We start from the raw sequence: 26,979 nt of genomic DNA on the forward strand, positions 1-26,979 counted from the left end.
GTCCTGGTTTGGATTTGCGAGCTCCCTCGTAGAGCTCGCGCCGTCTATTTAGTAGCTCAATATGTTCGCCACTGTGTGCTTGTTGTGGAGTTACGAATTTGATGCCAGAGTGCTGATGGTCGTTGTTGTAGTGATCAACGAAGTCACTCATCCACTTACGCGATTCTTCTATTGTGGCAAATCCTCCATAGGGATAGCTTGGAAAGTACTTCACCGTCTTAAAGAGCGACTCAATATGAGCGTTGTCATTTGATACCCGAGGCCGTGACCTCGATATATTTACATCTAGCTCATATAAGTACTCAACTAGTGACCACCCCTTCATGGGTGATCCATTGTCGCTGTGGATCACCTTCGGGACCATATTCTCTCTAGCCATTGCTCGCTTTACGACTCTCTTTAGCTGCTCAGAGCTTTCGGATTCGTATACTTCCCATCCGACTATCTTCCTCGAATAAAGGTCGATGATCACATAGGCGTAGTAATAGATACCCCTAGCTGGTCCATTTAGCCAGGTGATATCAAGTGTCCAGATGTCACCTGGTTTTACTGCTGTGTGCACTGGTCTAGCTCTCTTCTTCGGCGGTTTCGTCCTGCTCCTGCGCTTGTTTAGATTGCTATCGGCTAGTACTCGATAGAAGGTCCTCTCAGATGCAATGTATCTGCCCTGATCAGCGAGCTTTGGAACTATTTGGGCAGGGGTAAGAGAGGAGAACTTACTCGAAGTACATACTTCGATGATCTCATGTCTCTCTTCCTCCGATAGTGCGTTAGAGCGACGTTTGTGTACAGCTCCTCGCCGGCGATCTGTAGCACCAGATTCCCATCGCCTAAATGTACGAGTGGATATCTTCAAAACTTCACAGGCTTTGTAACATCTAGCACCTGCATCTACTGCTTCATTGATTAGAGCTACAGCTTGAGCTCGATCTGAGGGAGAGACTAAACGTCCCCTTCTTCCCCCCAGATCTCTCGTACTTTTTTTTGAAGAACCAATAGAGCAGCAGCTTCTGCTAGCGCCTTTTCTTTCCGTCGAAGTTCAGCTTCAATTCGTACTCTAGCTTTACGTTCTTTATCAAGTTCCGCCTGGTGAGCCCTATTAGCAGCACTCTTGTTGTCAAGAGCTGACTCTAGGGTGTTGCGCCACTCCTCCAGGTCTACTGCTAGAACTCCATTTGATCTCAACCAAGAACCGAGTTCGTGCTCATTCATCGCAGCTGTGTCAACAACAGCTTTGATCTTGTTGATCTTATCGCTGGCTGAATTTGCACTAGCCTTGCGCTCTGAGTTCCACTGGTAGACAACGTTTGCATTGATTTCGTTATCCCTTGCAATCTTGGCGATAGCACCAGGTGTAGCATCTCCTGAATTGTCGAGCTCATATAGAGCTGCAACTACTTTTTGCTTTAGTTCTTTGGGGTACCTTTTCATGACCATTCCATCTTCGCCCTCTTATAAACAAAAATCAAGCTAGGTGACAACAATCTTGGCAGAGAGGGTGTTTCAAGATCAGAAGAAGGAGCAACCAAACGAGCACATATTACAGCTTTAGCAATTGCTGTCTCTTTTTCACTAAGGCCACACCGTAGTAGTTGCTCTTTGATCTTCAATCTGTCATAGAAGCTACTAGCTATTAGTTCAGGACCTAAGCGCCTAATATCAGATGCCTCTAGAGATGATGTATTGACATTTAGGAACTCGGCATCTTTTGTGATTACTTCACGATCAGAGCGAAGTGTTTGAGTAACAGAAAAGCTAGATAGAACTTTATCGGCGATTGACTTTAGTTCTAGATCACCTTCAAACAAAGACTCAGAGCCAGCTAGTCTCATCGTCAATATCTGAGCTAGCTTCTTGTAGTCCTTAGGATCGATCTCAAGTCGTCCTAGATCCATAACTATCTCTTGGCGTACTTTATCTCCTTCGCGATAAGACCTAACTAACTGATGCTTTATATATTTAGTTCCAGTTGCCTTATTCTTAGTGGTCTTCTCGCGAATGAACATATAACAAGTATACCAGATGAATTACCTTGTAGGCCAATATACCCAGCTAATACTCAGCTTAGGGCACTACATTCGCCATTTGAGAAAACCGAACTTCATCTACCAGCATCTCCAAATAGGGGTTACCCCCAAATAGGGGCTAAAAGGGGGCTTAAACGGGGTCTTGGGGGGGGGATTCAGCCGAAACTGGGGTTAGAGAAATGGGCGCTGGCTCCGTCCCCCCCTGTGAATAGGAACGGAGCCAACTTTGGTTCAATTTGTTCGACGAGAGCCGCCATTCTCATCACAAAGATGAACCAATACTACTTTCGGTGTTAGTGGCTCTCACCTTGAGTGTTTTTACACCGAAAAATCTTTGTACCCAATTTATCGTCAATACAGATGCCAACTTAAAGACAAGTTTCACTTCGATCCTAAAAATCGAGCGCTATGTCGATAAGCCCGAATGGATTACAGGATCAAAAGGAGCCCCGATGGCACCTACGGTCGTACAAGACGCTAGCTCCAGAAGATACTGTCGATTCCCTGTCTCGCCCCACCTCGAACCAGCCCTTGCTTCACCCTGGTGATCCCAATGAATCGAGATAGATCCAAAACTCCAGAGTTAACCCACATAACGAAATTTACAATATTTAAATCACCTAAACAATAAACTCCTAATCGGCACTCTGTGGCATTCAAGGACACCACGACGGTTACTTCTACAAGGCGATCGATATCTTTGGTCCTTATCTGAACCCATAGTCATGCAATTTGCCTATCAAATAAACGCCCGCCCATAGTGAAGAGCTCAGCGTCAAAGTGTCAACAACCTGTCAAGGTTCATAGAAACTCGAGATTCAGAGAGGATAAAGTAACTGCAAACCGACTGCCTAGCCTCATTCTCCAAAGTGCAGTTGCTTCCTCCGCTAGGACATCGGCGGAGTAGCAGCTAACGTAAATGAAACCTTGCAGATCTCAATGGCCCCTAACAAGTTATAGGGAAGTTCTCAACTGTATGAATCGGAACATTGTAGCTTAGAGACCATCAGTGGAATATAATTTTTAAAAGCCACCTCTTATGCTCCAAATATGAATCGCAGAAAGCTGCGATTCATTTGAAGTCGCACCTAGCCCCTTACCTCTAAACGTGCCTTTACGATGACCCCTCGCAAAGGCTACCAATCAATCGCATGAACTCAAAGCTTTGTTGGTCGCAGCTTCCAACCACACTCGCTTTTATTGAAACGATTTCCAAAGGACACTCGATGATCGATACGAACCCTAGATGCGATTTGAGCCGCATCTGCGATCTAAATGGGGTTACCTTGATCCGATCGAATCCCTTAGAAGGCGAATTTCAATGGAGCAATAACTAAAGCACAGGAACGAGCCAACGAAATCTTCGAGTTACTAGAACCCCTATCTATCGCATTATGGTTACCTTTACATTTAATGCTTTCGCAAATCGTAGGTAACGCAAATTACAAAGATAACCCGACATGCAAACTTTATTCAAAGACGACTACTTGCGCGCTATTAAACCCTAAATAAAAGGTGCAATTCCCAGTTTTAAAATGCTATTTAGTCATAAATCGAGTTATTGGTCGATTATTTATAGAAGCATAGGATGGAAATCAACCCGGATATCCAAAATATATAAAGTAGCAATGAACTACTTCAACTTCATCCTGGAATTATAGTTACCGAGTCACCGGCCAATCTGTTGCGCTCTCTAAGGAGGAATCCTCTTCCTACGAGCATCAAAAGAGCCGCCACTACACCAGCAATACTCGCCATTGCCCATGCCGTCCCGAATGAATTATGATCTACTACATAGCCAAAGATCAATGGCCCGACAACGGATCCGACAAAGGCGCCAGATTGAGTAGTTCCAGTAGCGCGACCTTCTGCTCCTGGGTGGTTGACAATAATTGCAAAATTAAAGACACCGTTCCATCCCCAACCTGCGGCATAACCAATAACGGTAGCAGGAACAATCAGGTATGAAAGTCCAGTTGCAAATCCTAAATAGCCAATGGATCCAAGACATAACATGGTCGCTATCACGACCAAATGGCGTCCACCGCGCCTATCCGCGAAGTAACCGCCGGCCAAACGTGAAATCAAACTAGTTGCCGAACCTAGTGCGCCCAACAATCCTGCATTACCTGGTGTCCAGTGTGCATGCACTGCATTCTCAACCAAAAATGCACCAAGAGCATTTGCCACTCCAGCGCCGATAGCCATTGCAAGCGTAAGCATCAAAATTGGAGCAAGAGCGATTTTAGGCCGGGTCGCCTTGTCGACCTTTGCAATTATTCTTTCGCCTTCATGTGGCTCTCTCGGAATGGCGATAACGACCAAAAGGGCAAAGAGCGCGCCCATGGCGTACGCATATCTCCAGCCGATCGTCAAAGCAACAGAAGGCACCGCTAGACCTGCTAACAGGGTTGCTACTGGGATCGCGGCCTGCTTCACCCCAAGTGCAAAGCCACGGCGACTTTTGTTTACAGAATGAATGACAAAGAGATTAGCCGCAGGTTGATTAGCACCATTTGCCATACCCGCAATAGCCAAAATAACAATCATGGTAGATATCGAATGCACAAATAATGATATCGATGCCATTGACAGACTTGAAACCGACACACAGATACGCATTATCGTGGGTCCGCCTGCACGTTCAGCCAAGGATCCAGAGGCTAAAGAGACGATCGCTGCAGATGCGAAGAAGACAGCTACCAAAATACCGAGTTGGCCGATGGAAAATTTAAGACTTTGACGAACCTGCACCGCCAATGCACCGGTAAGAAATACAGGAAACACAGTTGAAGTGGTCGTTGAGATTGCCACTGCGACTCTGTACCCACCGCGAGAACGAAGTTTTAGGGGTTGAGTCGAAGTCAAATGAACCCCACCTCTACTTCTTGTAGAATCAAAGCTTTGTGACTAGCCTGATCAGTAGCGGATCCAATTTCAGATTCCATCGTTAATATCGCCTGTTGTATCTATCCATAACAGCTTAGTCAGTTAGGGTAGATTGCACAGACTATTGTAATGTGCAATGGATTACTCGATAGATCGAGGTGTATTCCGGTATTCGATCCAACCGAGACGATACAATACCGCTAGTTGTCTACAATTTTAATTGCGAGCTCTGGACAAAGCTGTACGGCTCTTTTGGCAGATTCAAGATGAACATCTCGAAGTTTATCGTTATGAACTAATGGGTAGTGCCACTTGTCGAGCTCCATATACTCCTCCAATAACGCAGCACACGTTCCATGGCCGTGACAGCGCGTAGGATCAATGACGATTCTCATTTTCCGCCTATGGACGACATGCCGCTATTCATCTTCGGCGTCGGCAGAAGAACCGATCTATGGTTTACGCCAACGACCGAACAGTTCCCGGACTTATGAAGCTTGATCTCATCTCCAAAGGCGCCTACTGTTGAGCGGACCAATCCGATAACACCATCTGGATGCTGGCAGCCACCTCGATGCTCGACGAGCGGGATTACACTTCTCAGCTCAGCTATACCTTTTTCAACATTTGAAGAGAGGGCAATACGTGCAAATGCCGTCGAAATCTCGGGGAGACCAAAGACGCAAGGGCCACACTGTCCAGCGCTCTGTCGTGAAAGATATTCAACAATTCCAGCAGCCTCAACTACTGGACATGTGTCCTTGGATAGGACGCCTATAATTCCTGCTCCGATATTAAGCTTGCGATCCGCCAAAGTATGATCATCGAAAGAGAAATTAAGATCACTTTCATCTCGGACATTGATCCAACCACCAAAGTAGCCGCCCACCAAAAGAGCCCTGACGGAGGAAGCTCCGGCCTCCCGTAATAGTGCAGCCACAGAGACACCTGGGTTCACCTCATAGACACCCGGCCTAGCCACCGAACCGGATATGGTAAGCAGTCTTGTTCCCGAGTCATACCCAACACCACCACTACGATACCAATCGCCTCCAAAGCGAAGTATTAAAGCAGCATTTGCAAAAGTCTCCACGTTGGATAGTAGCGTTGGCGCCCCTTTAATACCCGAAGTAGCGAGTCGATCTGTTGAAAACCTAGGAAGAGCAGGTCCGCGCTCAATGCGTCGTACCACAGAGGTCTCCTGACCCGAAACGTATCCAGGTGGGGCCTCTACGACCGAAACGCGTACCTCGTTGATTCCACGATCTCGACGTTCGCGAAGCGCAGCATTGATTGCTACGTGGGCCTCTTTATCTTTGACGTAAATATATCCTGCTTTAGCGCCCAAGACCTCGGCAATAATGGACATCCCATCTAATACCAAATGAGGGTTGGCTCGTAGTAAAGAAGAATCCTTCCTGGACAAAGGTTCTGACTCTGAGCCATTGGCGACGATATAGATAGCCTTCTTGGTTCGAGCGTTCGCTACAGCATCTATCTTTCGATACATCGGGAAACGCGCACCACCGCGACCGGTAAGGTTCGCAACCCTAAGTGTCTCTATAATCATATTCAAACTAAGCCCAGTGGGAATTCGGCCATAGTTTGAGATATGTTCAGCCAAAGTAACTCGAGATTTTGATCGGAGTTCGAAATCACCAGCATAGGAAATATCGGGATTGCCCGTTCTGAGCGAAGTCTCCCAAGATAGGCTCAGGCGACGTGAACCCGACGGTGCCATAATGCTAGTTGAAACGCTTTCATTCATTACTTCAAAACCTCCAAGATAGTAAAATATCCCAATAACCTTTAATGTCCCTCGGAAGATCCTGAGAATTGGAAGGGAGCGCTAAAAGTACCGCTAAAAGTACTGCCGCTTAAGGAGACATTCATCGAAGCAAGGACCTTGCCGCTAGGCCCGCTCAAAGAGAGAACTAGCGAAGAACCATTTGCTTGGGAGACCGTGCCAACATAGGTGTTGGGTTTGGCGACTGTACCAAAGTAAGCCGTGCTGGATTGCAATACAAGTGCCCCATTTTGAGGGACACCATTCAACTGCACTTCAACATAGTCCTGCGAGTTGGCTACCGAACCACGCAATGTCAAAATAACTACACCAGCACTTGTCTGGCTTTGAACCACCGTTCCAGATATCGACCCATTTACCGGCAAAGCAACCGAGGGGGTCGTAGTGGGTGAAGAAGACGAGATTGCGCCTGTCGTAGCGACCGTTGTTGCACTCAATGAAGTTGACTTAGGCAATATAGAAAAGCTAGACGAGGACTTCGCCCACCCTGGCTTTAACGGACCTTGAGATGCCCACGCCAAAATAGCCAGGGGAACTAAACTCAAACTCGCACCGGCCACCAACTTGCGAATTGGCGTCAAACCGCGCTCGCGCGAAGTTCTGAAGATTCCAAAGGCTCCAACTCCCAAAACAAACGCCACATAGATGATCTCGACGATCTTGATCTTGTCGTCAGAGCCTGTCCCAAGCGCATGAAAGAGAACCAGGCCAACCACTGCCCAGGACAGATAGTGGATCTTTTTCCATCTGGAGTGTGGAAACTTATGCCTAACGATAGACGTCGCAATAATGATAAGCATCAAGTCAAAAGATAAAGTCCCAAGGCCGACCCACAGCGGACGGTATTTAGAGACAAAGGGAATAATGGTTGTGGTAATTCCAATCTTTACAAAGGGATCCAAGATAGCAGTTACTATATGAACCCCGAGGAAGATAACTGTAGTAAGCGAAAGTCGCCTATGTAGATCTGGCCCGATAAACTTGCCAATTCCAGCTGGAGTTGACTTAGTGGCCGTCATTATTCCAAGGATTACAATCGCACCTAAAAGCAAAAGTGCGATAATACCGGTAGCACGCGTTATGTACCAAAGCAACTTCGGATTAGATACAATTGATCCAATAAGATTAACATGGCTCATCGCGCGCCCACCAGTGACGACTGCCCTTTGTTTGATAGTTCATTACTAGGCCAGCCACCCAAGCCAATTCCAATCCCATCTGCGGTGCGAACCAAAGCTGGAAGTCCAAAACGAGCCAACATCGCAGGAGCCTCATCTTGGGATAATAGAGCAAAGAGGGTGTAGAAATTGGCCAAAGTAGCACTGGAAGCTGCGACCGTGACACTCGTGTAATCACATTTTATGGGACTCTTGTCGCCAAGAACAATGTGTTCGCGATCATTTCCAGCCCTATCAATCCAACGTCTTGTGAGCCTAGATGATGTAGCCACCCCACCTAAGACAATAGAAATCAACTGACCAGGGGCATCCGGAGAAAGCGAGAGATCGTTTGTGACTTTAATAAGCCAACCGCCTTGAGGAACTTCTCCTTCTACGCGAATATCACCGCCTAGATTGACCAAAACGCCTCCACCACCAGCCTCTATGATTTTGATCGCAAGGTTGTCGGCAATAAACGATTTACCCAAACCACCAAAGTCAATTAAAAGTCCAACCGGACGAGTGATCAAATTATTTTTAGAATCGATCTTGACATCGCCAAAGGTAGCTTCACCACCGTGGGCATTTTGAACAGCAAATTCATAAAGAATAGAATTGTATGGTGCTACTAACTCAACGAGTTGGTGACCAACAGCGGCATCGATTTTGGACTTGCTCTCGCAATATGCCCAATCGTAGAGCTCCAGCAACTCTAAAAGTTGTTCTGAAACCGAAACGGTCTCACTTCTAGCGACATTCAGAGTTGTAAGTTCGGAGTCTGAACGATAAAAGCTAGCTACCTTGTCCATCTGGCGAATGTAGGAATGCGCGGTAGAGATAGCTAACTTCGAATCAGTTGATTTGTACAGAATTATCTGACAGCTAGTGCCAAGCGCGTCAAAGCTCTCAACGATGAAGTCGCTCTCAGACATCTCAAGATCCCCCAGTTGCTGCTACTGGAGCTTGGGCAGCGGGAGCTTGGGCAGCGGGCGTTCCCGCTACGGGAGCCAACGTGGGCGAGGTGCTATTGAGTGCCGACGAACCCGAAGCAGTAGTTCCAGATGAAGCTCCGGTACTGGCTGAGGTTGACGAGGTTGGCGCAGTTGAGACGCCCGGGTTAAGCCTAGCTAGAACCAGCGCAAAAGTTGCTGTTACTGCAATTGAGACCGCCACTACGGTACGATGTAACCTAGATGACCGAGCAAGAGCCACTTCACCGCTCGATCGTCCTGTTGGTCTGGCTGTTGTGTATGTGACAGACATAAATTTCCTCCATAAACTTCTGTGCAATATGTTGTGCTTGAAGACAAGCGCAACGGTTCACTGATAACGTTCTAATTGCTTCAATTGAGATCAAACTGAATAGATCTAAAGCTGCTCTTGGGTCGTGCTGTGAATTCAGTGAGTGTTTCTGCAAAATCCCTTGTTGAAGTGCATTTATGGCTCCCGCTCGAATGAGACGGATTTCACAGGCTCAATTAGATAACGTCGAAGAACCCGACCGCTTCAAAACGAGCTTCTCCTAAAGAATCTTTCCTCCAAAGAAAGAGCCAAGGGCCCCATTGTTTCAGAAAGGGCGAGCTGTGCTTCGAAAGATCATTAGATCTGGCGACGACTCAAAATGAACGAGCAAGATTGCGCTTAAAAGCAAGACAATACTTATATCCAAGATCCAAGGAGGCTAAAGAGCAAAACCGACCATCCTAACATTCATCGAGAGGGCCTTTATCCAATAATCCCCCGCTTGTACCAGTCTTGATTCAATTCATCGAATAGGGCGATAAACTGCGAACACCTTCGAAAAGGTGCATCATTTTGAGTGGTCTCACTATTGATCGCGCTGGTGCAACGGTTGAAACCTCTTGTGAATCTATCCAAACCGTCGCCTCAAAATGTCGCAATACTACATCTCAAAGGTAATGCAGCAAAAACATTACTAGAGGCTCTATTGATCACAGTACTCCCAACTGCCATAATTGCTGAAGCCAACCGAGCTGGCAGTCCTTGAACAAAAAGGGGAAACACCACCCATAAACAACCAATAATCATTTGTTTGATGGGTATTAATATTTTTCACCCATTAGCGTCAGCAAAGAAGTTAAAATGTCGCTAAGATTTTCAGAACGTAAATTCGATTGTCGGAGTGGCGGAATAGGCAGACGCGCTAGCTTGAGGGGCTAGTGCCCGCAAGGGCGTGGGGGTTCAAGTCCCCCCTCCGACACCAAATCATGGTGCTTTTAGCATCGGTTCAAAATAGCTTTTTGTCTTGGTGAATCTCCTTTGAGTTCAAATACTTCAATCTCGCCCAGGCCCATATGGTTGCCATTCATACAATAGTGTCACGCCAGAAACAGCATCGCACTAGTAACTGGGCGTTCGACCTTCGAAATCTTACTTAAGCATTTGGTCTTTTAGATTTGGCCCTTTGCACTGGCATAGATACTTGCGACTCTTGGTAGGCAAGTTATTTAAGTGCCACAAGATATTCATGGTAAACAATTCGGCAAGCCAATAAGTGAACTCGAAATTACCTTTGAAAATTGCTAGGCTGATTTCAACCAAAGGATTACCAAATCTATGGCAATCTATGATGCCTTGGAAGTTCCATTTGACGATCGAGGTGTGCGCCACGAGCAAACAACCTCGTCGAAAAAATTACCCAAAAACTAAAGTTGCCAGAGAAGTCTTGCACATCATTTCGAATCCTCATGAAGTTGTTCAAAGTTGCCTTCATCACCCTCAAAAAGCTTTAGTTCAAACGCTAGAATCCATAGTCGATGCATCCTCCCGGAGCGCTTTGAAGTATTCCCGAGAGAGTCGCACGAGTGTTGACAAAACAAGTCGAATTCGATTCCAATCATCCTCTTCTAAGGTTGCTGATCATCCATTAGAGCATTCACAAAAAGAATTCTTTCGAAAATTGCGTTATCAATCGTTGCAATTGCAAAAGTATCTTCAAAAAGAAATAGTTCTATTTTCCATATTTGCTAATATCGGTAATCAGCTTCATAGGTCATAAGTCATAAATAGAGGCAAGCGGCTTGTCTGTCGCGAGCACATCACTACGATAAGCAATTAGACACCATTTAAACAAATCATCTTCGATGTCGTAATGCATCAACCTTTATAGTCTGCAAAAAGCGCAAATACAAAAGATACCGCGCAACTCTCCTGTAAGTAATCGAAAATTTCCTCAAAAAACAAAATGAATATTGCTTTGATGATCGCACAATGCAAGACCCAATTTTGATGAAATTGATTGCGATAGATAGATCAATCAAATAAAACATTATACTGAGATTAGCTAGTCATAAACTAACTTATTCTTACAATAATAATCGATGCTAGCCTTCGATTATCAAAATTCCACGAAACATACTAAATGCAATAATAATGTAACTTCGAGAACAAACCTATAAATATCGATGACAAATCCGTATGCAAGTCAAAATCCAAGGTATCAACATAGAGAACCTATACAGCTAGTTTTTTAATCCGATTCTGCTTATAAATAAGTAAGGTTATCGATGCTTTGGGGAAAAGGTTTCTGTACGAAATTTTCACACTTATCATCTATCAGCCAACTTGATAATGACTCCCAATACTTTTAGATCAAGATCAATGATTGAAAGCGCCTAACTCTGTATGAGATATTCTATCACTTTCAAAATACAAAACTAACCCGGTAAAACTTATTTGAATTGAAGATCGCGCTCAAAGCTACTCTTCACCCTCGCGCACTTTATCGGCAAGCCAACCCAGCAAGCTCCGGCTCAATTCTCTTCGACGATCACGATCAATTCCACTGTGGATCTGACGGTGACATTCATTGATTTCGCTATCATGATATCCACTTATGGCGAGAAAAGCATCTACGGGACATTCATTGGCATCTGATTTAGCAGTTGCTCTTTCAAAATAAATATATGCCATATGATAGGCAAGAGCACCTAAGTACGAAGAGATCTCGTTGAACCGCGGTCTTTGCCATTCCTTTTCGGTGACCCATTTATAAATCATCCCAGCAGGCATGGGCTTAGCGATCTCAAAACCTTGCGCAATCGTAGCTCCTAGAAGATGAATCGCTTCTATCTCCGCTCGACTTTCCAAACCCTCCACTATTACATAGCGATCGAAGTCGTCGCCAATTTGAATTATCGTCCTTATCAAAGATAAGTTAGCAATTGGATCATATTTTAACGCCCGAACGATTGACTGATCAACTTTTATAACATCAAATGGCAAACTTGCAAGCCGCTTTAAGCTCGAATATCCTGATCCAAGATCGTCGATGGCCAATCGAATTCCAATCTTAGAAAGCGTACGAACTGCATCAGAATGACGGTCGCCCGCGATCTCCTGATTCTCTACCAACTCAAGTGTGATCCTCTGAGGATCAATTGAATAAGTGTCTAAGTGTTGCTTTAACCAAAGGTTGCTTTGGGGATTAAGCACTGTCGAGGGCGCGATGTTCATTGAAAGATCTATCTTGAGACCCTGGCGATCCCATGCTTGTAACTGTCGTAACGACTGATCTAACCCTTGTAAGAACAAAGTGTCCAAATCGCCATCGCTGAAACTGGGCAGAAATTGTCCGGGCGTTATCACCGAGCCATCAAAGCTAGTCAATCTCGCTAGCATCTCAACCTTGATCGTGTCGCCACTAGCAATATCTACAATGGGCTGAGCGTACATCGTCAAAGCTCCTGAATACAGCAATTTTCTAAAAGCTTCCCCTTCGCGCACCGTCAAACGATTGGGTTTCTCGCCAATACGACGAAACAATTGACTCCAACGCTGACAAAGCTCCATGGAAAACGAGGCACTCCACTTGCTGGAGAACTGATTCGGGTAGGCGCCATGGAGTACGAGAACTGAGCTAGGAGAGCCACGATCTGCAATTGGAATTGCAACTACGGAATGAACACCTAGAGGGTGGAGCAGGTCGTGCCACGATACTGTACGGGGATCTGAAGAAAAAGAACTAGAGAATGTAATCTCACCGGACAACATTGCGGCTGGCACCAAACCCGCGCCTGTTCGAAAGCGACTGTCAAGGCGCGGCAATATTGATCTAGCCACAACCTCTTCAATGGCTCCCTGCAAAAAACCCACGTTGATGTCCGGATAAAAAACTCCCTCTAAATTGGGCCTCCACAGTTGGCATCCCAAAATCCCGGTCAGCCCTCCAAGTACTCTGGCTTCGCCCAATATTACATCCAACCAATTTTCGCTCATTTGCGGTAATGGAGACGAAAGAACTGAACGATAGCTTTCGATGGCTTCGTCCATGGCTGTGAGTTGCATTTGAAGGTCCAGTTGCAGTCTGGCCTCTAACGCCGATTGAGTACGCAGACGATCGATGGAACGAATATTCATTTCGTCTAAGGCTGTATCCATAAATTTTCTATATAGATTCGTTATTTCAATCAAAGCACTACTAGAAGTGCCCACATAGGCATGTACTGCACCAAGATGACGCGAAAATTCCTTAAACGGTTCAACTCCGCTGGAGCAATCTATAAGAGTAGTTAGGGATTGAACTTGAATGGCCTTTAGGGATTCCAACTCATCCGGGGAGATCTCATTCAGGTTTTTCGAGATGGAACCATCCTGAATCAACCGATCGTAGAAGTCAGATACGAAACTTTGGATTGAACTGGCGACCGTCTTCGAAAGGTTTTCCAGCAAAAAGTTGGCTTCGCTGCCGTATGGATCAATCGTAACGATCTCAACCGCATCTTCAATCTTAGAATCGGCAACCAACCACCATCTTTTGCGGTTACCTTTAAGCTTTTTGATAGCGAACATCGCCGAATCGGCCATCCTAACAAGAATGTCCGGCTCGTCAATAGTGGGGTTTGAGAATGATATCCCCATTGACATTCCAACATTCACCAGATGGCCCCCATCGATCTCAAACGGTGACTCCACAGTCTCGTATAAACGCAGAAGAACTGTCTCAAGTTGTGATTCCAAAGTCTCCTTGCTTAGGCCCTCTAGAATCACAACAAACTCATCACCTCCTAGCCGCGAGGCAAAATCCCCCGAACGCAGGACACTCTTTAGACGTCTAGCAAACTCTTTTAAGAGTTCATCGCCAGATAAATGGCCATAGACATCATTAACTGGCTTGAAGTCATCTAGGTCTATAACGCCTACGGCGAGATGTCGTTCATCGCTACGTGCTCGGGCAATTGCCTCCTCTAGATATTGATGGAGTGCGCGTCGATTCGGAAGATTAGTCAAGGAGTCGAAGTTCGCAAATCGACGTAGCTCGTCGTTGAGTTGATGTCTCCCCGTCACATCTACCGAGGTCCAAACAACCACTTGACTTTCGGAGTCGCCACCATCAAGATAGCGGCCGTGAATATCTACGTAGATTGTCGACCCGTCTTTTTTAAGAACTTGAAGATCGCTCAGGCTCCCCTGTCCGCTCGAGAGGACCGATCGACTCAAAGCCGCCATCCTCGCGTTCTCGGAGTCAAGAGTGTAAAGAGTCGAGGTATTCATTCCAATTAGCTCGGTTAGATCACCATATCCCAACATCTCCGCGAACGCTAGATTTGCCTCAATGATTCGACGCGTTGGGTACTCGACTAGGTCAATGCCCGCAACTGTATTGTTTAGCAGGACGTCGCGCATCTTGCCAATTTCGTTACGTTGACGATCGGCCTCGACTCTATCAGTTACGTCAATCTGTGTCCACACAATTCGAGTAATACCATCTCCAAAGTTCAAAAGTCGACCTGACATGTCAAGAAATACCTTTTCACCTGTGATGGTTCGGTAACCAACAGTATCCAAACTCCCAGAGCCGCACATCTCGACAAGCTTGGCTAATTCGCCGACCCGCTCAAATTGTTCATCATCTAGGTACAGGCTGCGAACGGGCTGGTTCCTGAACTCCTCAAGGTCCTTTGCCTTTGCAATATCCAGCAACTTTTGGTTTGCAATCTCGATAACCCGCTCTGGGTATCGAACGACATTTATGCCCACGCCAAGGCTTCCGAGTAATGTTTCATTCATTGCGCTAGTCTTTAGATCGCGTTTCACGAGTTCGATCCGGTGGATCCCTCGCATGAGATCGTTGGCGATCTCGGCCATAAGCTCTTTTACAAATTGATTCGCTGGAAAGTGTCGTTTGTTGTCGAAAGTTACAAGAATCAACGCACTGGGATTCTTTAAATAATTTTTCAAAGGCAATACGACAGCCGTACTCTTTCCCTCAAAAACTCGTCGCCAAGAAAAAATGTGGCGGGTCAAAGTTGAAGGAAGCTCCAAAAAATAAGGAGATCCGGCGTCTAAACCAATACGAACTGCTGGCTTTATAGCCTCAAAATAACCTTCAAAAACTCCAGACCCTTGCGATTCAAACACTAAATCGAGCTGATCAAGCTCACCATTCGTCAATTCAACTATTGCCGACGTTCTAAAACCGCCATCTGAAACGGCGAGATCACAGGCTAGAGCTAAAAGTTCACTCTCCTCATGAACGTCATTAGCTATCTGATTCAGTCGCGCTATATATTTACTCGATGCGCTAATCTGCTTCGCGGCATTGGCTTGACTCCGCTGTTTGCGAAACAATAGGTATAGAACGAGCGAAAGGATTATCGCCAAAAGCGCAATTCCGCCCCTTTCTGAAAAAAAAGGAAATCCATACTCTGCGATAGTCAAAACCAAAGAAGAAGAGTGCCACGCCATCCAAAACGAGTAAAAACTATGAAAAAGAATCACCATAAGCGCCTGGTGGCTAGGTAGACCCTTTTAGCAACATATGTCAGCAAGCAGCAAGCCTCTAGGGTAACGTCTCGCCGAGCGAACTCACCTGCACCAACGATCAGCAGATCCATTTCATCTTCCAGTCAAACCGAGTGCGCTGCGATAAAATAACATCGATTCGAAGTCACAAAACGCCACAACCTCGCCTATAAGAACTCAAATTCTCCACAATGCAACCAGAGTATCGATGGCTACTCGCAAAATCAAGGATTGGAGATTTCACAAAGTTGAAAACCCCCTCCTCAGTCCGAAATACAACCTTGGATAACTCAGTAAACATTCAAAATACCATCAATTTGCCGATTGCGATTGCGAAATCTCGCTCCGACAGTTTGCTTCGACCATTCTGGAAAAAAGAAAGACAACTTCCAGCTTGGCACCACACTCTTACACTAGCAAACTAATTCGTAATTGCGAAAATTTGCAATTGCATATTTACATTAATATCGAATGAATCCATTTCAATCTTGAACTGTTCAACCACAAAATACCGAACATACAAATCAGCTTCCAAGACAAAAAGAACGACTAGGGCAATTTACGAGATGGAATCAGGTAATAAAATCCTGATTCAGCCAATGGGAGATCCTGTGAAACTTGATGGGCTTTGACTTAGACAGGCTTAGGGAGCATATCTTACGCCTGGAATTTGAGCCAAAGAGCCCAAACTCAATCTAGAGACCGGCCATGAATGAAGTTCACGCACACGCATCAAAAGGAGTTGTGACATTTCATAAGTCTCACAACTACCAGCACACAAAGTTGACATCACCAGTGCAAATTAGAAACTCTGTGCGCCTCTTGGAGCTCAAAGCAGTCATTCTGTCAAGGGGTTAAGCAAATATTTTAAACCAACGACAATACGAACATTCAAATACGACCACAGCACTTAGATCTAAGTTGTTAGGGCTGAAACCTTTCGATCCGCCGCTGGTCATCTGGCCACTTCAATAAATGACAGACAAATAAATCTAAAGTCTTCTAGCTGGAAGTCACTCTGGTGCATTCGAGAATAGTACCGCTATGATCGCTAGCGATCTCTCGGCCTATCTCGACTAAGTCAATCACACGCTCATCAACGACTCGATAGTAGGCAAAATGTCCCTCACGTCGAACACGTACAAATCCGCAATTTACCAGACACTGTAGGTGAGACGAGACCCTGCTCTGTGCAAGCCTTACATGGGCAACACATTCATTACCAGTGTGTTCGCAGGAAACGAGAAATTCAAGCAACAATAACCGATTGGGATCGGCAATTGCCCTAAAGAACTTCGCTAAAACCAACCTCGTATCCGAAACTCCCGGTATCGAAAGCTCCAGCTCTTTTACATCATTCATAACTCTCAACACTTTGCGAAATTTGACATCGGTTGACTGCATATTTTATATCCGCTTATACGGATATACTTAGATCAATCAAACCATAGAAGTCATAATACCGGAGATTACGCATGAAGAACCTACTCAGTGTCACCGTTATCATAAGTCAAACGAATTACCGCTACGACACCATCTCTGTCGTAGCGATGCTCCTAGAATCAGGTGCAACTTCAATAATGCAAGATGAATCCAAGCACAACATCCGCTTCCTCCTGCCAATCGACAAACCGCTAAGTGAGATAGAAGCCGCATTAGGAAGACTTCATGTTGAGACAATCTCTATCGAGATTGACAATTCAGCTCCTGTTGATGAAAGTAATGACTACGATTTCATCGCGATCGGGAGCGGCTCAGCATCATTCGCAGCTGCAATAAGAGCTCGCGAAGCTGGTCTGTCTGTTGCAATAATTGAAAAAGATGTGGTTGGCGGAACATGCGTAAACGTGGGATGCATTCCGTCCAAGGCGCTCTTGCGCGCTAGCGAGCAAATTCAAGAAAAGCGCCTCAGCTCGAATGGGGCCTTTCGGGTCCAATTCGAAATTAATCAAATGATCAAGAATAAAGATGAATTAGTCAATTCCCTGCGAAGATCCAAATATCTAGACTTAGCAAAAGATTACGGCTTCGATATTATATATGGACACGCATCCTTTGTTGCAAAAGACAAAATCGAAGTAGGTGATCGCGTTCTAGGGGCAAAATACTTCCTAATCGCTACTGGGGCTTCGCCGTACATTCCGCCAATTCCTGGATTATTCTCTACGTCTTATCTAACCTCCACCACCGCGCTAAATACAAAGTCGATCCCCAATCGCCTTTGTATAGTAGGCGCTGGCTCGATCGGACTAGAACTAGGACAGCTATTTATGAACCTAGGTTCCCAAGTCACCTTTATCGAAGCAGGCGAACAGATTGCGCCCCAAGAAGAGGCTGAAATCTCGGCCATTCTAAAAGATACTTTGATCAGCCAAGGTGCAACTATCTATACCTCTGCTCAAATTACAAGAGTGAACGCGAAGGGCAGCAGTCGCTCGATTGAGCTCACATCACAAATGGATAAGGTCACAATCGCATTTGACAAGATACTTATAGCCACGACAAGAAAACCCAATACAAATAGACTTGGATTGGAAAAAGCCGGAGTAGAGGTCACTAAAGATGGCGCAATCGTAGTAAATCATCTCCTACAAACTACCAACCCGCAGATCTACAGTGCGGGCGATGTGATTGGCGGTCCACAATTTGTCTACGTCGCCGCCTATGAGGGCGCACTCGCAGTCGATAATTGCGTCTTGGCGTCGAATCGAAGTCTAGATCTCACGGCCCTTCCAAGAGTCACCTTTACCAACCCTCCTATATCTGGGGTAGGACTTAGAGAGAGTGAAGCTAAAATCTTGGGCCTCGATACCATAACGACCATTCTGCCCCTCGATCAAATCCCAAGGTCCTTGGTGAACGGCCAAACCCATGGAGCAATAAAGCTAGTTGCCGACAAATCCACTAGAAAGCTTTTGGGCGCCAATATCATCTCTGAAGGAGCTGGTGACGTGATACAGGCGGCATCTCTAGCGATCAAATACAACATTTCAATCGATGACCTAGCCTCGAGCTTTCATCCGTATCTAACAATGGCCGAGTCGCTAAAGCTTGCATGTCAATCCTTCACAAAAGATGTAACTAAATTATCGTGCTGCGCATCGTGACCCAGCAATAGACAAATTCCTCGTGTGCAACCGACCGAATTTGGAAACGCTTGACCAAAATGGCCCCAGCACGTTTGAGCTAGTGGCCCCATTCAACTTTCAGTTATCACGACAACCAAAAGTCCAACCATTTATTCCAAAGGTGAAATCTCGGTCGACGCTATATGTGGGGCTAACTCACACGTTCAATGCATCAAATGAATCAATCTACAATGGTAGGAACCGACGCCCCCATATGAGTTGAACTAGAAGGTTCACAACAAATCGCGGCGGGTGTTACTTGGAACTTCATAAACCAAACATCTTGGCTCACTCGAAAATCAAAGGAAGTAAAGTCAACAACTTGAACAATCGAGTCGCAAGAGTTAATTTTGGAGTATCACATTAAACATCCATCGAATTCCAAATCTATCTAGACCTGCCCCCCATAGGGAAGTCCAAGGGGTCTGCGATGGTTGAGCGCAGAATATTGCCCCTTGCGACAGCGCTTCATGGAAGTCCCTGGCCCCATCGACATCGTCAAGTTCAAGATTGGTAGTTGTACTGTTTCCAATCGATACCTTTTGGCCCAAGGAATCGATCATATCGCCAGCCATTAGCAGATGACTACCAACGACAGACAACTCCATATTTACAAGCCCATTTCTCTCAAAATCGCTTAGGTCGACTTCGCTACCCCTAGGAAATATTTCGCCCATTCTGGCAATTGGTGTAATGTAATCTGTGTCAAACACGGACTTGTAGACGTCAAAGGCCTCTTCAAATTTACCTGAAAGTTCAAGCAAATACTTATCATTGCCATTTCAACCCCTTGGCTCAAAGCCAAAACGATCATCAAACAAACTACCGAATCGTCTCAGCCACCGCATCATACAGAAAATTACGACGGCGCACGGCACTCAAGCCTTGGGATGAGTCGTTATAAGTCGATCCATGGCGCCTCCGATGTCACTTAGTATTTCCGTCTCTTGGAATATCAAGACCCTATCGCCGATTGGGGAATTATTCATAGAAAATCTAACTCACCACAGACGCCCAAGTCAATAAGTTCAGAGATGGTCTTTGATCTGTAAATTTGAAAGCCTCCCAGAGAAGGTACATCTGCTGTTTCAACGCCGACATCTCAAAAACAGATTTGACCACGTTAGGGGTCAATCTCTCCTGCCGTCTTGTCTTGAGCAGTGGGGTGAAACTCCAAAGTGATAGGATTTATATGTATCTTACGATCCAGACACTATCGCAGTTTGACTTAAAAACGCAATCTAAGTCAAACCGCAATTTGGGCAACGGTATCTATTCCCTAGTGTGGTTGTAGTATGAACGTTGACGTATTGATCAAACGAAATTCCAAATTGACACTTTCCTCCGCCCAAGAATCAATCGGAACCGTCTACCTGGGGGACTCCCTTGCGGTTTTGCCAAAGCTAATGCCGAATTCGGTTTCAATGATTTACATCGACCCACCATTCAATACCGGGATACGCCAGACAAGAACAAACAAAAAGATGGTCCGAGACCCAAATGGCAACCACACCGGATTTCAAGGGCAAAGCTACAGAAGTGAAATTACCTCTACGGTCTCCTACGATGACTCCTTCGATGACTTTATAAGCTTCCTTCGATTGCGTATAAAACTTGCACATAGACTGTTGTCACCGACTGGAAGCCTCTACCTTCACCTTGACTATCGAGAAGTCCATTACGCCAAAGTAATGTTAGACGAAGAATTCGGTCGCGAAAACTTCATCAACGAGATAATTTGGGCCTATGACTATGGCGCCCGTTCTAAGTCAAAATGGCCAGCAAAACACGACAACATTTTGCTCTATTCAAAAGATCGATCCAAATATTACTTCAACTCTGCCGACGTAGACCGAGAACCTTATATGGCACCTGGACTGGTGACACCACAAAAGAGAGAACTAGGAAAGCTTCCAACCGATGTGTGGTGGCACACGATCGTATCTCCTACTGGCCATGAAAAAACCGGCTATCCGACTCAAAAACCCTTAGGAATACTAAGGCGCATGATCACAGCCTCTACCCAGCCTGGCGACACTGTCCTAGACTTTTTCGCCGGCAGTGGCACCACTGGGATAGCGGCAAAAGAACTGGGTAGAAAGTTTCTCCTGGTTGACTCCAACCCAATGGCAATCGATGTTATCAAAGCACGATTTGGCCCTATCGAAGGAATCGATTTTATCGATCTAACAGACCAAACCAACTCAAGCGGTGACTAACACTGAGAACTACCAGCCAGCAAAGATGATCGGAGTCCTTCCAAAAAGTAACCTAGGAAAAGTCGCCTGCTACCGACGGTCCTATAAAGATACTTATAAATTGTTTGGCTATCGTCGAAACATCTCCCAAAACCAGACCCCTTTTTTCTAAAACTCCCATATCCCCCTTAGAAAAAAGATCGCATTTTTGATACTCGAATTGAGAGCGCCTCATCAATCGACCCCGAATACCAACATAGCCCATCGCCAAATTCCCCTTTTAGATCGACGTTGACCCTATCTATGGTTGCAATGGGCTTCAACCTTGGGCTTTGGGGGTTGAATTCAAAAATGCGATGCAGACCAAGTCCGAAATTGCATCTAGAAGATAATGCAGGGACTCTCGATTAAATTATTCACTGCTACTCCAATGAAGTTCGTCTTTACAATCCAATGGTTGATTTGGATCATTCACTCAGAACGATTGGGGCCATTGCAATCGAGCGTTCTCCGCGGCGCCACTATAAACACAAGCAGCGATCATTCAAAAGTCAAAATCGAATAGTTCACAAAGAATAGTCAGAGACGCCAACCCAGATAGGAGCAAACTTTTAAGAAACAACATCTCTTCAATCAGCTTGAAATAAGTCTCAACTTCAAAAGAACATCACCAACTCCAGCGCCTTGTCCCTGTACCCATTTCAACCTAGCGTAATAAATGCACTGGAGTTCAAATTCCCACTTGTTATCAATGTCAAAGCTGCATGCAACTCTTCACTAGAGATCGAAGATCCAAAAACTACCTGCTGTGGCACCTGAAATAGTGGCAGTGCAGCCATATCACCCCATATCAATGCATCAATTTTATTATAAAGACGAGAGGAGTTCAATGGATAGACTTGCGCACCAGCCGATCTAACTGTGTTCTTTGTCCCTACTGGAGAGCTACCTAGAATAGATGAATAACTTGCTCCAGCCAAGGGTACAAACGGTTGCACCAAGGGAGCCACCGCTCCTGTAATTGGGATATCAACTATGGCCGCAGTAAATGCTCCAGAAGACAGCGCATTGTTCAATGCACTCTTGCTGTTCTTTGGGTCTAAGGTAACATTCAATCCATAGTATCGCCAGACACTCGCAATCATCGTTGCCACCTTGGAATCCAGGGCAGAGGTAGAGTTGTACACCAAATCGATAGTTGACGAACCTGACGTTGGGTAAAAGATCCCATTGGGGGAATATGTATAGCCGGCCATAATCAATGAGCGCTCAGCTCGAGCGGGATCCCCCAGCATAAAGTATCCTTGTTGATCCTTGTAGTCAGATTGCCCTTCCATGAATAAATTGTTTCCAGGTGGATTGTACTCATAACTAGACAGAGGACTATGGCCGAAAAGATTGCTCCAAAGCGCCCTTCTGTCGATCGCATAGGCCAAGCCATTTCGCATAGTTAGAGAGGAGGCAGTTGTATTGAATCGCAATGAGGTGAGAGTCGATCCGCTCACAAATCCAAAAGTACCAGAGGCGCCAGATTGAATGACTCCCGGCGGATAGATATTGGCGCTTAATGATCCAGACGAAGGCGATACCGCAAGACCACTTTCAAAGGTGACCCCAGAGAACGAAGCAACTGCTCCCTTTTTTGCTTTGAAGCCAATAGAGGTAGAAGAGTAATCAGCAATTCGGTAGGATCCGATAGTTGGAAAGGCTAGTTGTCCCAGAGACATAGATGCAACAAATCCATTGGCCTGCATATACCGAGCCGGAAAGACTGGATTAAAAAAGCTCCGCCAGGACGAATCTGGATGAGACAGTGTAACCGTTACCGCACTCCCTGTGCTGTTGGAGACGACTGATGAGATATCGTTGTATCTTGTTGGATCGACCAAGGAAGATAAGTACTTGGGCACAATCCCGCGAACCCCCGCCTTTTGCGACTCCCAAGTGTAGATAAAGTCAAGGGCGGAAAGTGGGTGACCATCGCTCCAGATCGACTTCTGATTTATTTTATATACAATCACCTGAGGGTTCACCGATACGATTTCAGCTGATGTCACATAAGGAGTGTTAAGTACAAGGTTCCCCCCGGAATCAAGCAAAAATGCGCTTGGCAGAAAGAGTGAATCGACCATCTTCGTGATCGAGGGATCTCCAGATGCTAAGGCCGGATTCAAATTCGAAGGAATTGAAGCAACTGAGATAACCAACGGCCTTCTTGCTACTGGTTTAGCAGACGAGAGCAATGAACAGCCTGCCAAAGTAGTGAGCAAGGCTAGTAAGACACCCACTTGGGCAAATACCCCTATCCCTTTCGGACTTTTGCCCAAGATAAAACCTCTCGGCTCAATAACCACTTATTCGGCCGAGACCATAACGCTGGAGTGTCTTCGGCTCAAATTACTTACCTAAAAATCTTGCGATAGCCTAATATCTTCAAATTCGAAGCGAGAGAGCCACTGCCGAAAACATAAAGACAAGTGCAAATGTGATAGTAATACGGTCTAGGTTACGTTCGGCAACCGTAGAACCTGCGGCTGAAGCTCCAACGGAGCCTCCTAACAGTTCAGACATTCCCCCACCCTTGCCGGAGTGAAGCAAAATCAAAATAATCAAAGCTAGTGCTGAGATGATCTCAATGACCACCAATATTGCGGTAAGCACTCAATTTCCTTCCAAAAACAGACAAAACCAAACCCTAAATTATTTAGAGCATTATTTAGTGCCAAAAACTATCCTCGGATAATTCGGGCAAAAGTCTCAGCATCCAAGCTAGCACCACCAACGAGGAGACCATCCACACCTTCGGTGGCTAGAAGTTCCGGAGCTGAAACAGGAGTCACGGAACCTCCATATTGAATACGAACTGAGTTTGACACGCCTTGTCCAAAAAGAGTGTTGATCTCTTGGCGAATCAGCTGTGCCCCACTTGCGGCATCGTCTGATGTGGCTACCGCACCTGTTCCAATTGCCCAAACAGGTTCGTAGGCTACGACAATCTTCGAGGCAAGCTCACCTGTAAGTTCAGCCATAGCACCTCGAACTTGTCGAGTTATAACTTCATCCGTCAGTCCATCCTGGCGTTCTTGTGCAGTTTCTCCAACGCACAGAATCGGAGTCATTGCTTCACTAAAGACACTCTGAACCTTGGCGGCGACAACTTCATCAGTTTCACCAAAAATTCGACGCCGCTCAGAGTGACCAACAATTACGTATTTCACGTTCAGTTTCGAGAGCATCGACGCTGAAATCTCCCCGGTATAAGCCCCGGAAGGCTCATAAAAGCAATTTTGGGCACCAAGACTAAAGCGCATCTTGTCGCTCTCTATTAGCAACTGAAGAGGTCTAATTGAAGTTGCTGGTGGATGAATACTAATCTCGCTAAAAGAGTAGTCCACGTCTCTCAAACCAAAATAGAGCTTTTGTACAAGCTGAATCGCTTCAAGGTGATTGAGATTCATCTTCCAGTTGCCACTTATTAGGCGATAACGACCAGTTGCTGGATTCGGCTTAAGTTCATAGCCCTTTTTTGCCGACAAAGCTTCTCCTCAAATATAGATTAGGTCAACCACACCAATATAACATTCCATACTACAAGGGCCTAGCAATTACCTGTTGGTCACCCAGTCCTAAAGGAGTTCTCAGTTATAAAACAAGCCCATGCCGAAGAGCAGCGAGACCCGGAAGATCACCCTTCTCTAGAAGTTCTAGAGATGCGCCACCTCCGGTAGATAGGTGACTGATACGAGGCGCCAAGCCGGCTGCGTCAATGGCAGCTGCGGAATCCCCTCCGCCTACCACTGAAAATGCACCACTTTCGGCCACGGCATTTGCAATGGCCAAAGTTCCTCTTGAAAAACGGTCATCTTCAAAGACGCCCATCGGTCCATTCCATAAGATTGTGGCTGCATGATTGATCTCCGCAATAAAAAGCTCAATACTCTTGGGACCAATATCTAGGCCACGAAACCCACTCGGGACATCTTCCCCTAGGGAGACGGGATCGGCTCCTGATTCACCCCGTCCAAATTTTATCGAGCTTTGAAGACCAAGAAAGTCAATCGGGACCACAAGGGTATCGCTACCGGCCAAAAGAGCTTTGCATTCTTCCACCAAATCCACTTCGAAAAGTGAATCCCCTACGCTATGACCCATCGCTGCCAAAAAGGTAAATGCCATAGCGCCGCCAATAAGGATCTTGTCGACCTTCGGTTCTATCGCGCGAATCAATGCGATCTTATCCGATACCTTTGCCCCGCCTATAATCGCTACAAATGGCCCCTTTGGTGCCTCCAAAAGACCGCTTAGAACATTTACCTCTTTCGACAGTAGACGACCAGCAGCGGACTTTAAATACTTCGGCGGACCAACCACAGAGGCATGAGATCTATGGGATACTCCAAAAGCGTCGTTTACATAAAGATCCTGACCAGCGATTAGAAATTGCACGAACTCCGGGTCGTTAGCCTCTTCACCCTTGTTGAAACGCACATTCTCCATCACCTCGATCTCTGGGTAGATGGCTTTCAGGTAGTTGCGCACCGGAGCCATGAGATATCTTGGATCTGGAACTCCTTTTGGTCGCCCAAGGTGCGAACAAACCGTCACTCTGGCCCCATTTTTTATGAGATAATCCAAGGTAGGCAAGCTAGAGGTAATTCGAAAAGGATCAATTATGCTTGCATCCAAGTCGTCATCATATTGAAGCGGAACATTCAGATCCGACCGAACCAGCACTGACTTACCAGAGACATCGCCCAAGTCTTCTAGCTGGGGAATATCCATCTAAAAACCTCACCATTTTTCCAACTCAGTATTACTGAAGAAGATCTTTAATTCCATAAAAACAATACGACGACCTCAAAACTCACAAAAAGTCAGATTTTCAACGATCGCAAAAAGCAAGGATCCCCAACTTAAATAATTTGGAGCGTACTTGAGAATCCTTGCAATTTCTAAAAATAATTAAATCGAAGTCGCCATAATGCGAGCCAGATCAACGAGGCGATTTGAATAGCCCCATTCGTTGTCATACCAACCGAACACCTTAACGAGGGTTGTTCCATTATCTAGGTTCATCGCCATAGTCATTGCTGCGTCGATAGTACAAGAAGCAGGTGTTCCGACAATGTCAGATGAGACCAATGGTTCGGTCGAATAAACCAGAACCTTCGACAATGGACCCGAGGTGGCAGCCCTTTGATAAGCCGCATTTATCTCATCCTTGGTAAACTCGCCATTCAAAACCAACGTAGCATCGGTGATCGAACCATCTGGAACCGGAACTCTAAGCGAGGTTCCATCAAGGCGACCTGCCATTGCTTGAAGCACAAGTCCCGTAGCCTTAGCTGCACCCGTAGAAGATGGGACTATATTCGATGCGGCCGCTCGTGCTCGACGTGGATCTTTATGAGCTAGATCGAGAAGGTTCTGATCGTTCGTGTAGGCGTGAACGGTGCTCATAAGTCCCTTATGCACGCCGAAGGCATCGTCTAACACTTTAACCATTGGTACAAAACAGTTTGTAGTGCACGAAGCGTTCGAAACTATGTGATGGATTTTTGGATCATAATCACCGTCGTTCACTCCGACCACAAAGGTCGCATCAACATTAGTTCCAGGCGCTGAAATGATGACCTTCTTGGCTCCGGCATCGATATGAGCCGAGGCTTTATTTCCATCAGTAAATATTCCGGTACTCTCGATTACAACATCGCATCCGAGTTCTCCCCAGGGTAGCGTCTTTGGATCACGCTCAGAGAATACTCGAATCAAAGACTCTCCTACGATGATTCCTTCAGGACTGACTCTAACGTCCACTCCTAAGCGACCATGCGTCGTATCGTACTTAAGAAGATGGGCGTTTATCTCAGGCGACGTCAAGTCATTTACTGCTACGACCTCAATATCGACGCCCTGCTTGGCTGCCGCTCTATAGAAGTTTCGCCCAATTCTACCAAAACCATTGATTCCGACTCGAAGCGCCACTTAAAACCCCCATCTTCAGAC

The 26,979-nt window shown here is 45.9% G+C and carries 19 protein-coding genes and 1 tRNA gene; 3 read left to right on the top strand and 17 right to left on the bottom strand.

Features of this window, described 5'->3' with window-relative positions:
* From AXFE_RS04160 to AXFE_RS04210, 9 genes are all read right to left on the bottom strand, one after another.
* The coding region (locus tag AXFE_RS04160; RefSeq protein WP_160291725.1) for an IS3 family transposase at positions 1 to 997 on the bottom strand (997 nt) is incomplete at its 3' end.
* Positions 943 to 1,437 carry a hypothetical protein gene (locus AXFE_RS04165; protein WP_052605357.1) on the bottom strand — a complete coding sequence of 165 codons (495 nt, stop codon included), beginning with the start codon at positions 1,435 to 1,437 and terminating at the stop codon, positions 943 to 945. The genes AXFE_RS04165 and AXFE_RS04160, both read right to left, overlap by 55 nt.
* Positions 1,428 to 2,006, bottom strand: a complete 579-nt coding sequence (locus AXFE_RS04170) for a hypothetical protein (RefSeq protein WP_052604629.1) — start codon at positions 2,004 to 2,006, stop codon at positions 1,428 to 1,430. The genes AXFE_RS04165 and AXFE_RS04170 overlap by 10 nt, the downstream gene beginning before the upstream one ends.
* 1,665 nt (positions 2,007 to 3,671) lie before the next feature.
* A complete protein-coding gene (locus tag AXFE_RS04185; protein ID WP_052604632.1) occupies positions 3,672 to 4,895 on the bottom strand; it encodes an MFS transporter in 1,224 nt (407 codons plus the stop codon).
* 221 nt (positions 4,896 to 5,116) lie between these two features.
* A complete protein-coding gene (locus AXFE_RS04190) occupies positions 5,117 to 5,311 on the bottom strand; it encodes a ferredoxin (protein WP_052604633.1) in 195 nt (64 codons plus the stop codon).
* Complete coding sequence (locus tag AXFE_RS04195; protein WP_052604634.1) at positions 5,308 to 6,684, bottom strand: NADH-ubiquinone oxidoreductase-F iron-sulfur binding region domain-containing protein; 1,377 nt, start codon at positions 6,682 to 6,684, stop codon at positions 5,308 to 5,310. The genes AXFE_RS04190 and AXFE_RS04195 overlap by 4 nt, the downstream gene beginning before the upstream one ends.
* Positions 6,685 to 6,725: 41 nt before the next feature.
* On the bottom strand, positions 6,726 to 7,862 hold the full coding sequence (locus tag AXFE_RS04200) for a ferric reductase-like transmembrane domain-containing protein (protein ID WP_052604635.1): 1,137 nt from the start codon (positions 7,860 to 7,862) through the stop codon (positions 6,726 to 6,728).
* Positions 7,859 to 8,815 carry an FAD:protein FMN transferase gene (locus tag AXFE_RS04205; RefSeq protein ID WP_052604636.1) on the bottom strand — a complete coding sequence of 319 codons (957 nt, stop codon included), beginning with the start codon at positions 8,813 to 8,815 and terminating at the stop codon, positions 7,859 to 7,861. The genes AXFE_RS04200 and AXFE_RS04205 overlap by 4 nt, the downstream gene beginning before the upstream one ends.
* Before the next feature lies 1 nt (position 8,816).
* Positions 8,817 to 9,146 (bottom strand): hypothetical protein, encoded by a 330-nt coding sequence (locus AXFE_RS04210; RefSeq protein WP_052604637.1) that lies wholly within the window; start codon positions 9,144 to 9,146, stop codon positions 8,817 to 8,819.
* Between the two features lie 874 nt (positions 9,147 to 10,020).
* Here AXFE_RS04210 and AXFE_RS04220 point away from each other — a divergent pair.
* Positions 10,021 to 10,107, top strand: a tRNA-Leu gene (locus tag AXFE_RS04220).
* A 1,496-nt stretch (positions 10,108 to 11,603) separates the two neighbouring features.
* Here the strand turns inward: AXFE_RS04220 and AXFE_RS04225 are convergent.
* Entirely contained in the window at positions 11,604 to 15,590 is a 3,987-nt protein-coding gene (locus AXFE_RS04225) for an EAL domain-containing protein (protein WP_160291724.1), read from the bottom strand.
* A gap of 1,059 nt (positions 15,591 to 16,649) precedes the next feature.
* The gene (locus AXFE_RS04235) at positions 16,650 to 17,009 is read right to left on the bottom strand and encodes an ArsR/SmtB family transcription factor (protein WP_052604660.1); all 360 of its coding nucleotides are present in this window, start codon (positions 17,007 to 17,009) and stop codon (positions 16,650 to 16,652) included.
* 113 nt (positions 17,010 to 17,122) lie between these two features.
* On the opposite strand from AXFE_RS04235, the gene merA reads away from it, so the two are divergent.
* Positions 17,123 to 18,754, top strand: a complete 1,632-nt coding sequence (gene merA / locus AXFE_RS04240; RefSeq protein ID WP_052604641.1) for a mercury(II) reductase — start codon at positions 17,123 to 17,125, stop codon at positions 18,752 to 18,754.
* A 365-nt stretch (positions 18,755 to 19,119) separates the two neighbouring features.
* Here the strand turns inward: merA and AXFE_RS04245 are convergent, their stop codons facing one another.
* Positions 19,120 to 19,539: a VOC family protein gene (locus AXFE_RS04245; protein ID WP_052604642.1), complete on the bottom strand. Its 420-nt coding sequence runs from the start codon at positions 19,537 to 19,539 to the stop codon at positions 19,120 to 19,122.
* A 531-nt stretch (positions 19,540 to 20,070) separates the two neighbouring features.
* Here AXFE_RS04245 and AXFE_RS04250 point away from each other — a divergent pair.
* Positions 20,071 to 20,994, top strand: coding sequence for a DNA-methyltransferase (locus AXFE_RS04250; protein ID WP_052604643.1), 924 nt, complete (start codon positions 20,071 to 20,073; stop codon positions 20,992 to 20,994).
* A gap of 680 nt (positions 20,995 to 21,674) precedes the next feature.
* On the opposite strand, the gene AXFE_RS04260 is transcribed toward AXFE_RS04250, so the two are convergent.
* From AXFE_RS04260 to gap, 5 genes are all read right to left on the bottom strand, one after another.
* Positions 21,675 to 23,300, bottom strand: a complete 1,626-nt coding sequence (locus AXFE_RS04260) for an ABC transporter substrate-binding protein (protein ID WP_152625852.1) — start codon at positions 23,298 to 23,300, stop codon at positions 21,675 to 21,677.
* Positions 23,301 to 23,406: 106 nt separating this feature from the next.
* A complete protein-coding gene (secG, locus tag AXFE_RS04270) occupies positions 23,407 to 23,634 on the bottom strand; it encodes a preprotein translocase subunit SecG (protein ID WP_052604647.1) in 228 nt (75 codons plus the stop codon).
* 68 nt (positions 23,635 to 23,702) lie between these two features.
* Entirely contained in the window at positions 23,703 to 24,509 is an 807-nt protein-coding gene (tpiA, locus tag AXFE_RS04275) for a triose-phosphate isomerase (RefSeq protein WP_235347599.1), read from the bottom strand.
* 106 nt (positions 24,510 to 24,615) lie between these two features.
* Complete coding sequence (locus AXFE_RS04280; protein WP_052604648.1) at positions 24,616 to 25,755, bottom strand: phosphoglycerate kinase; 1,140 nt, start codon at positions 25,753 to 25,755, stop codon at positions 24,616 to 24,618.
* Between the two features lie 180 nt (positions 25,756 to 25,935).
* Positions 25,936 to 26,958 carry a type I glyceraldehyde-3-phosphate dehydrogenase gene (gap, locus tag AXFE_RS04285; RefSeq protein ID WP_052604649.1) on the bottom strand — a complete coding sequence of 341 codons (1,023 nt, stop codon included), beginning with the start codon at positions 26,956 to 26,958 and terminating at the stop codon, positions 25,936 to 25,938.
* Positions 26,959 to 26,979: the final 21 nt, after the last annotated feature.

Source organism: Acidithrix ferrooxidans, assembly GCF_000949295.1.
Lineage (GTDB): Bacteria > Actinomycetota > Acidimicrobiia > Acidimicrobiales > Acidimicrobiaceae > Acidithrix > Acidithrix ferrooxidans.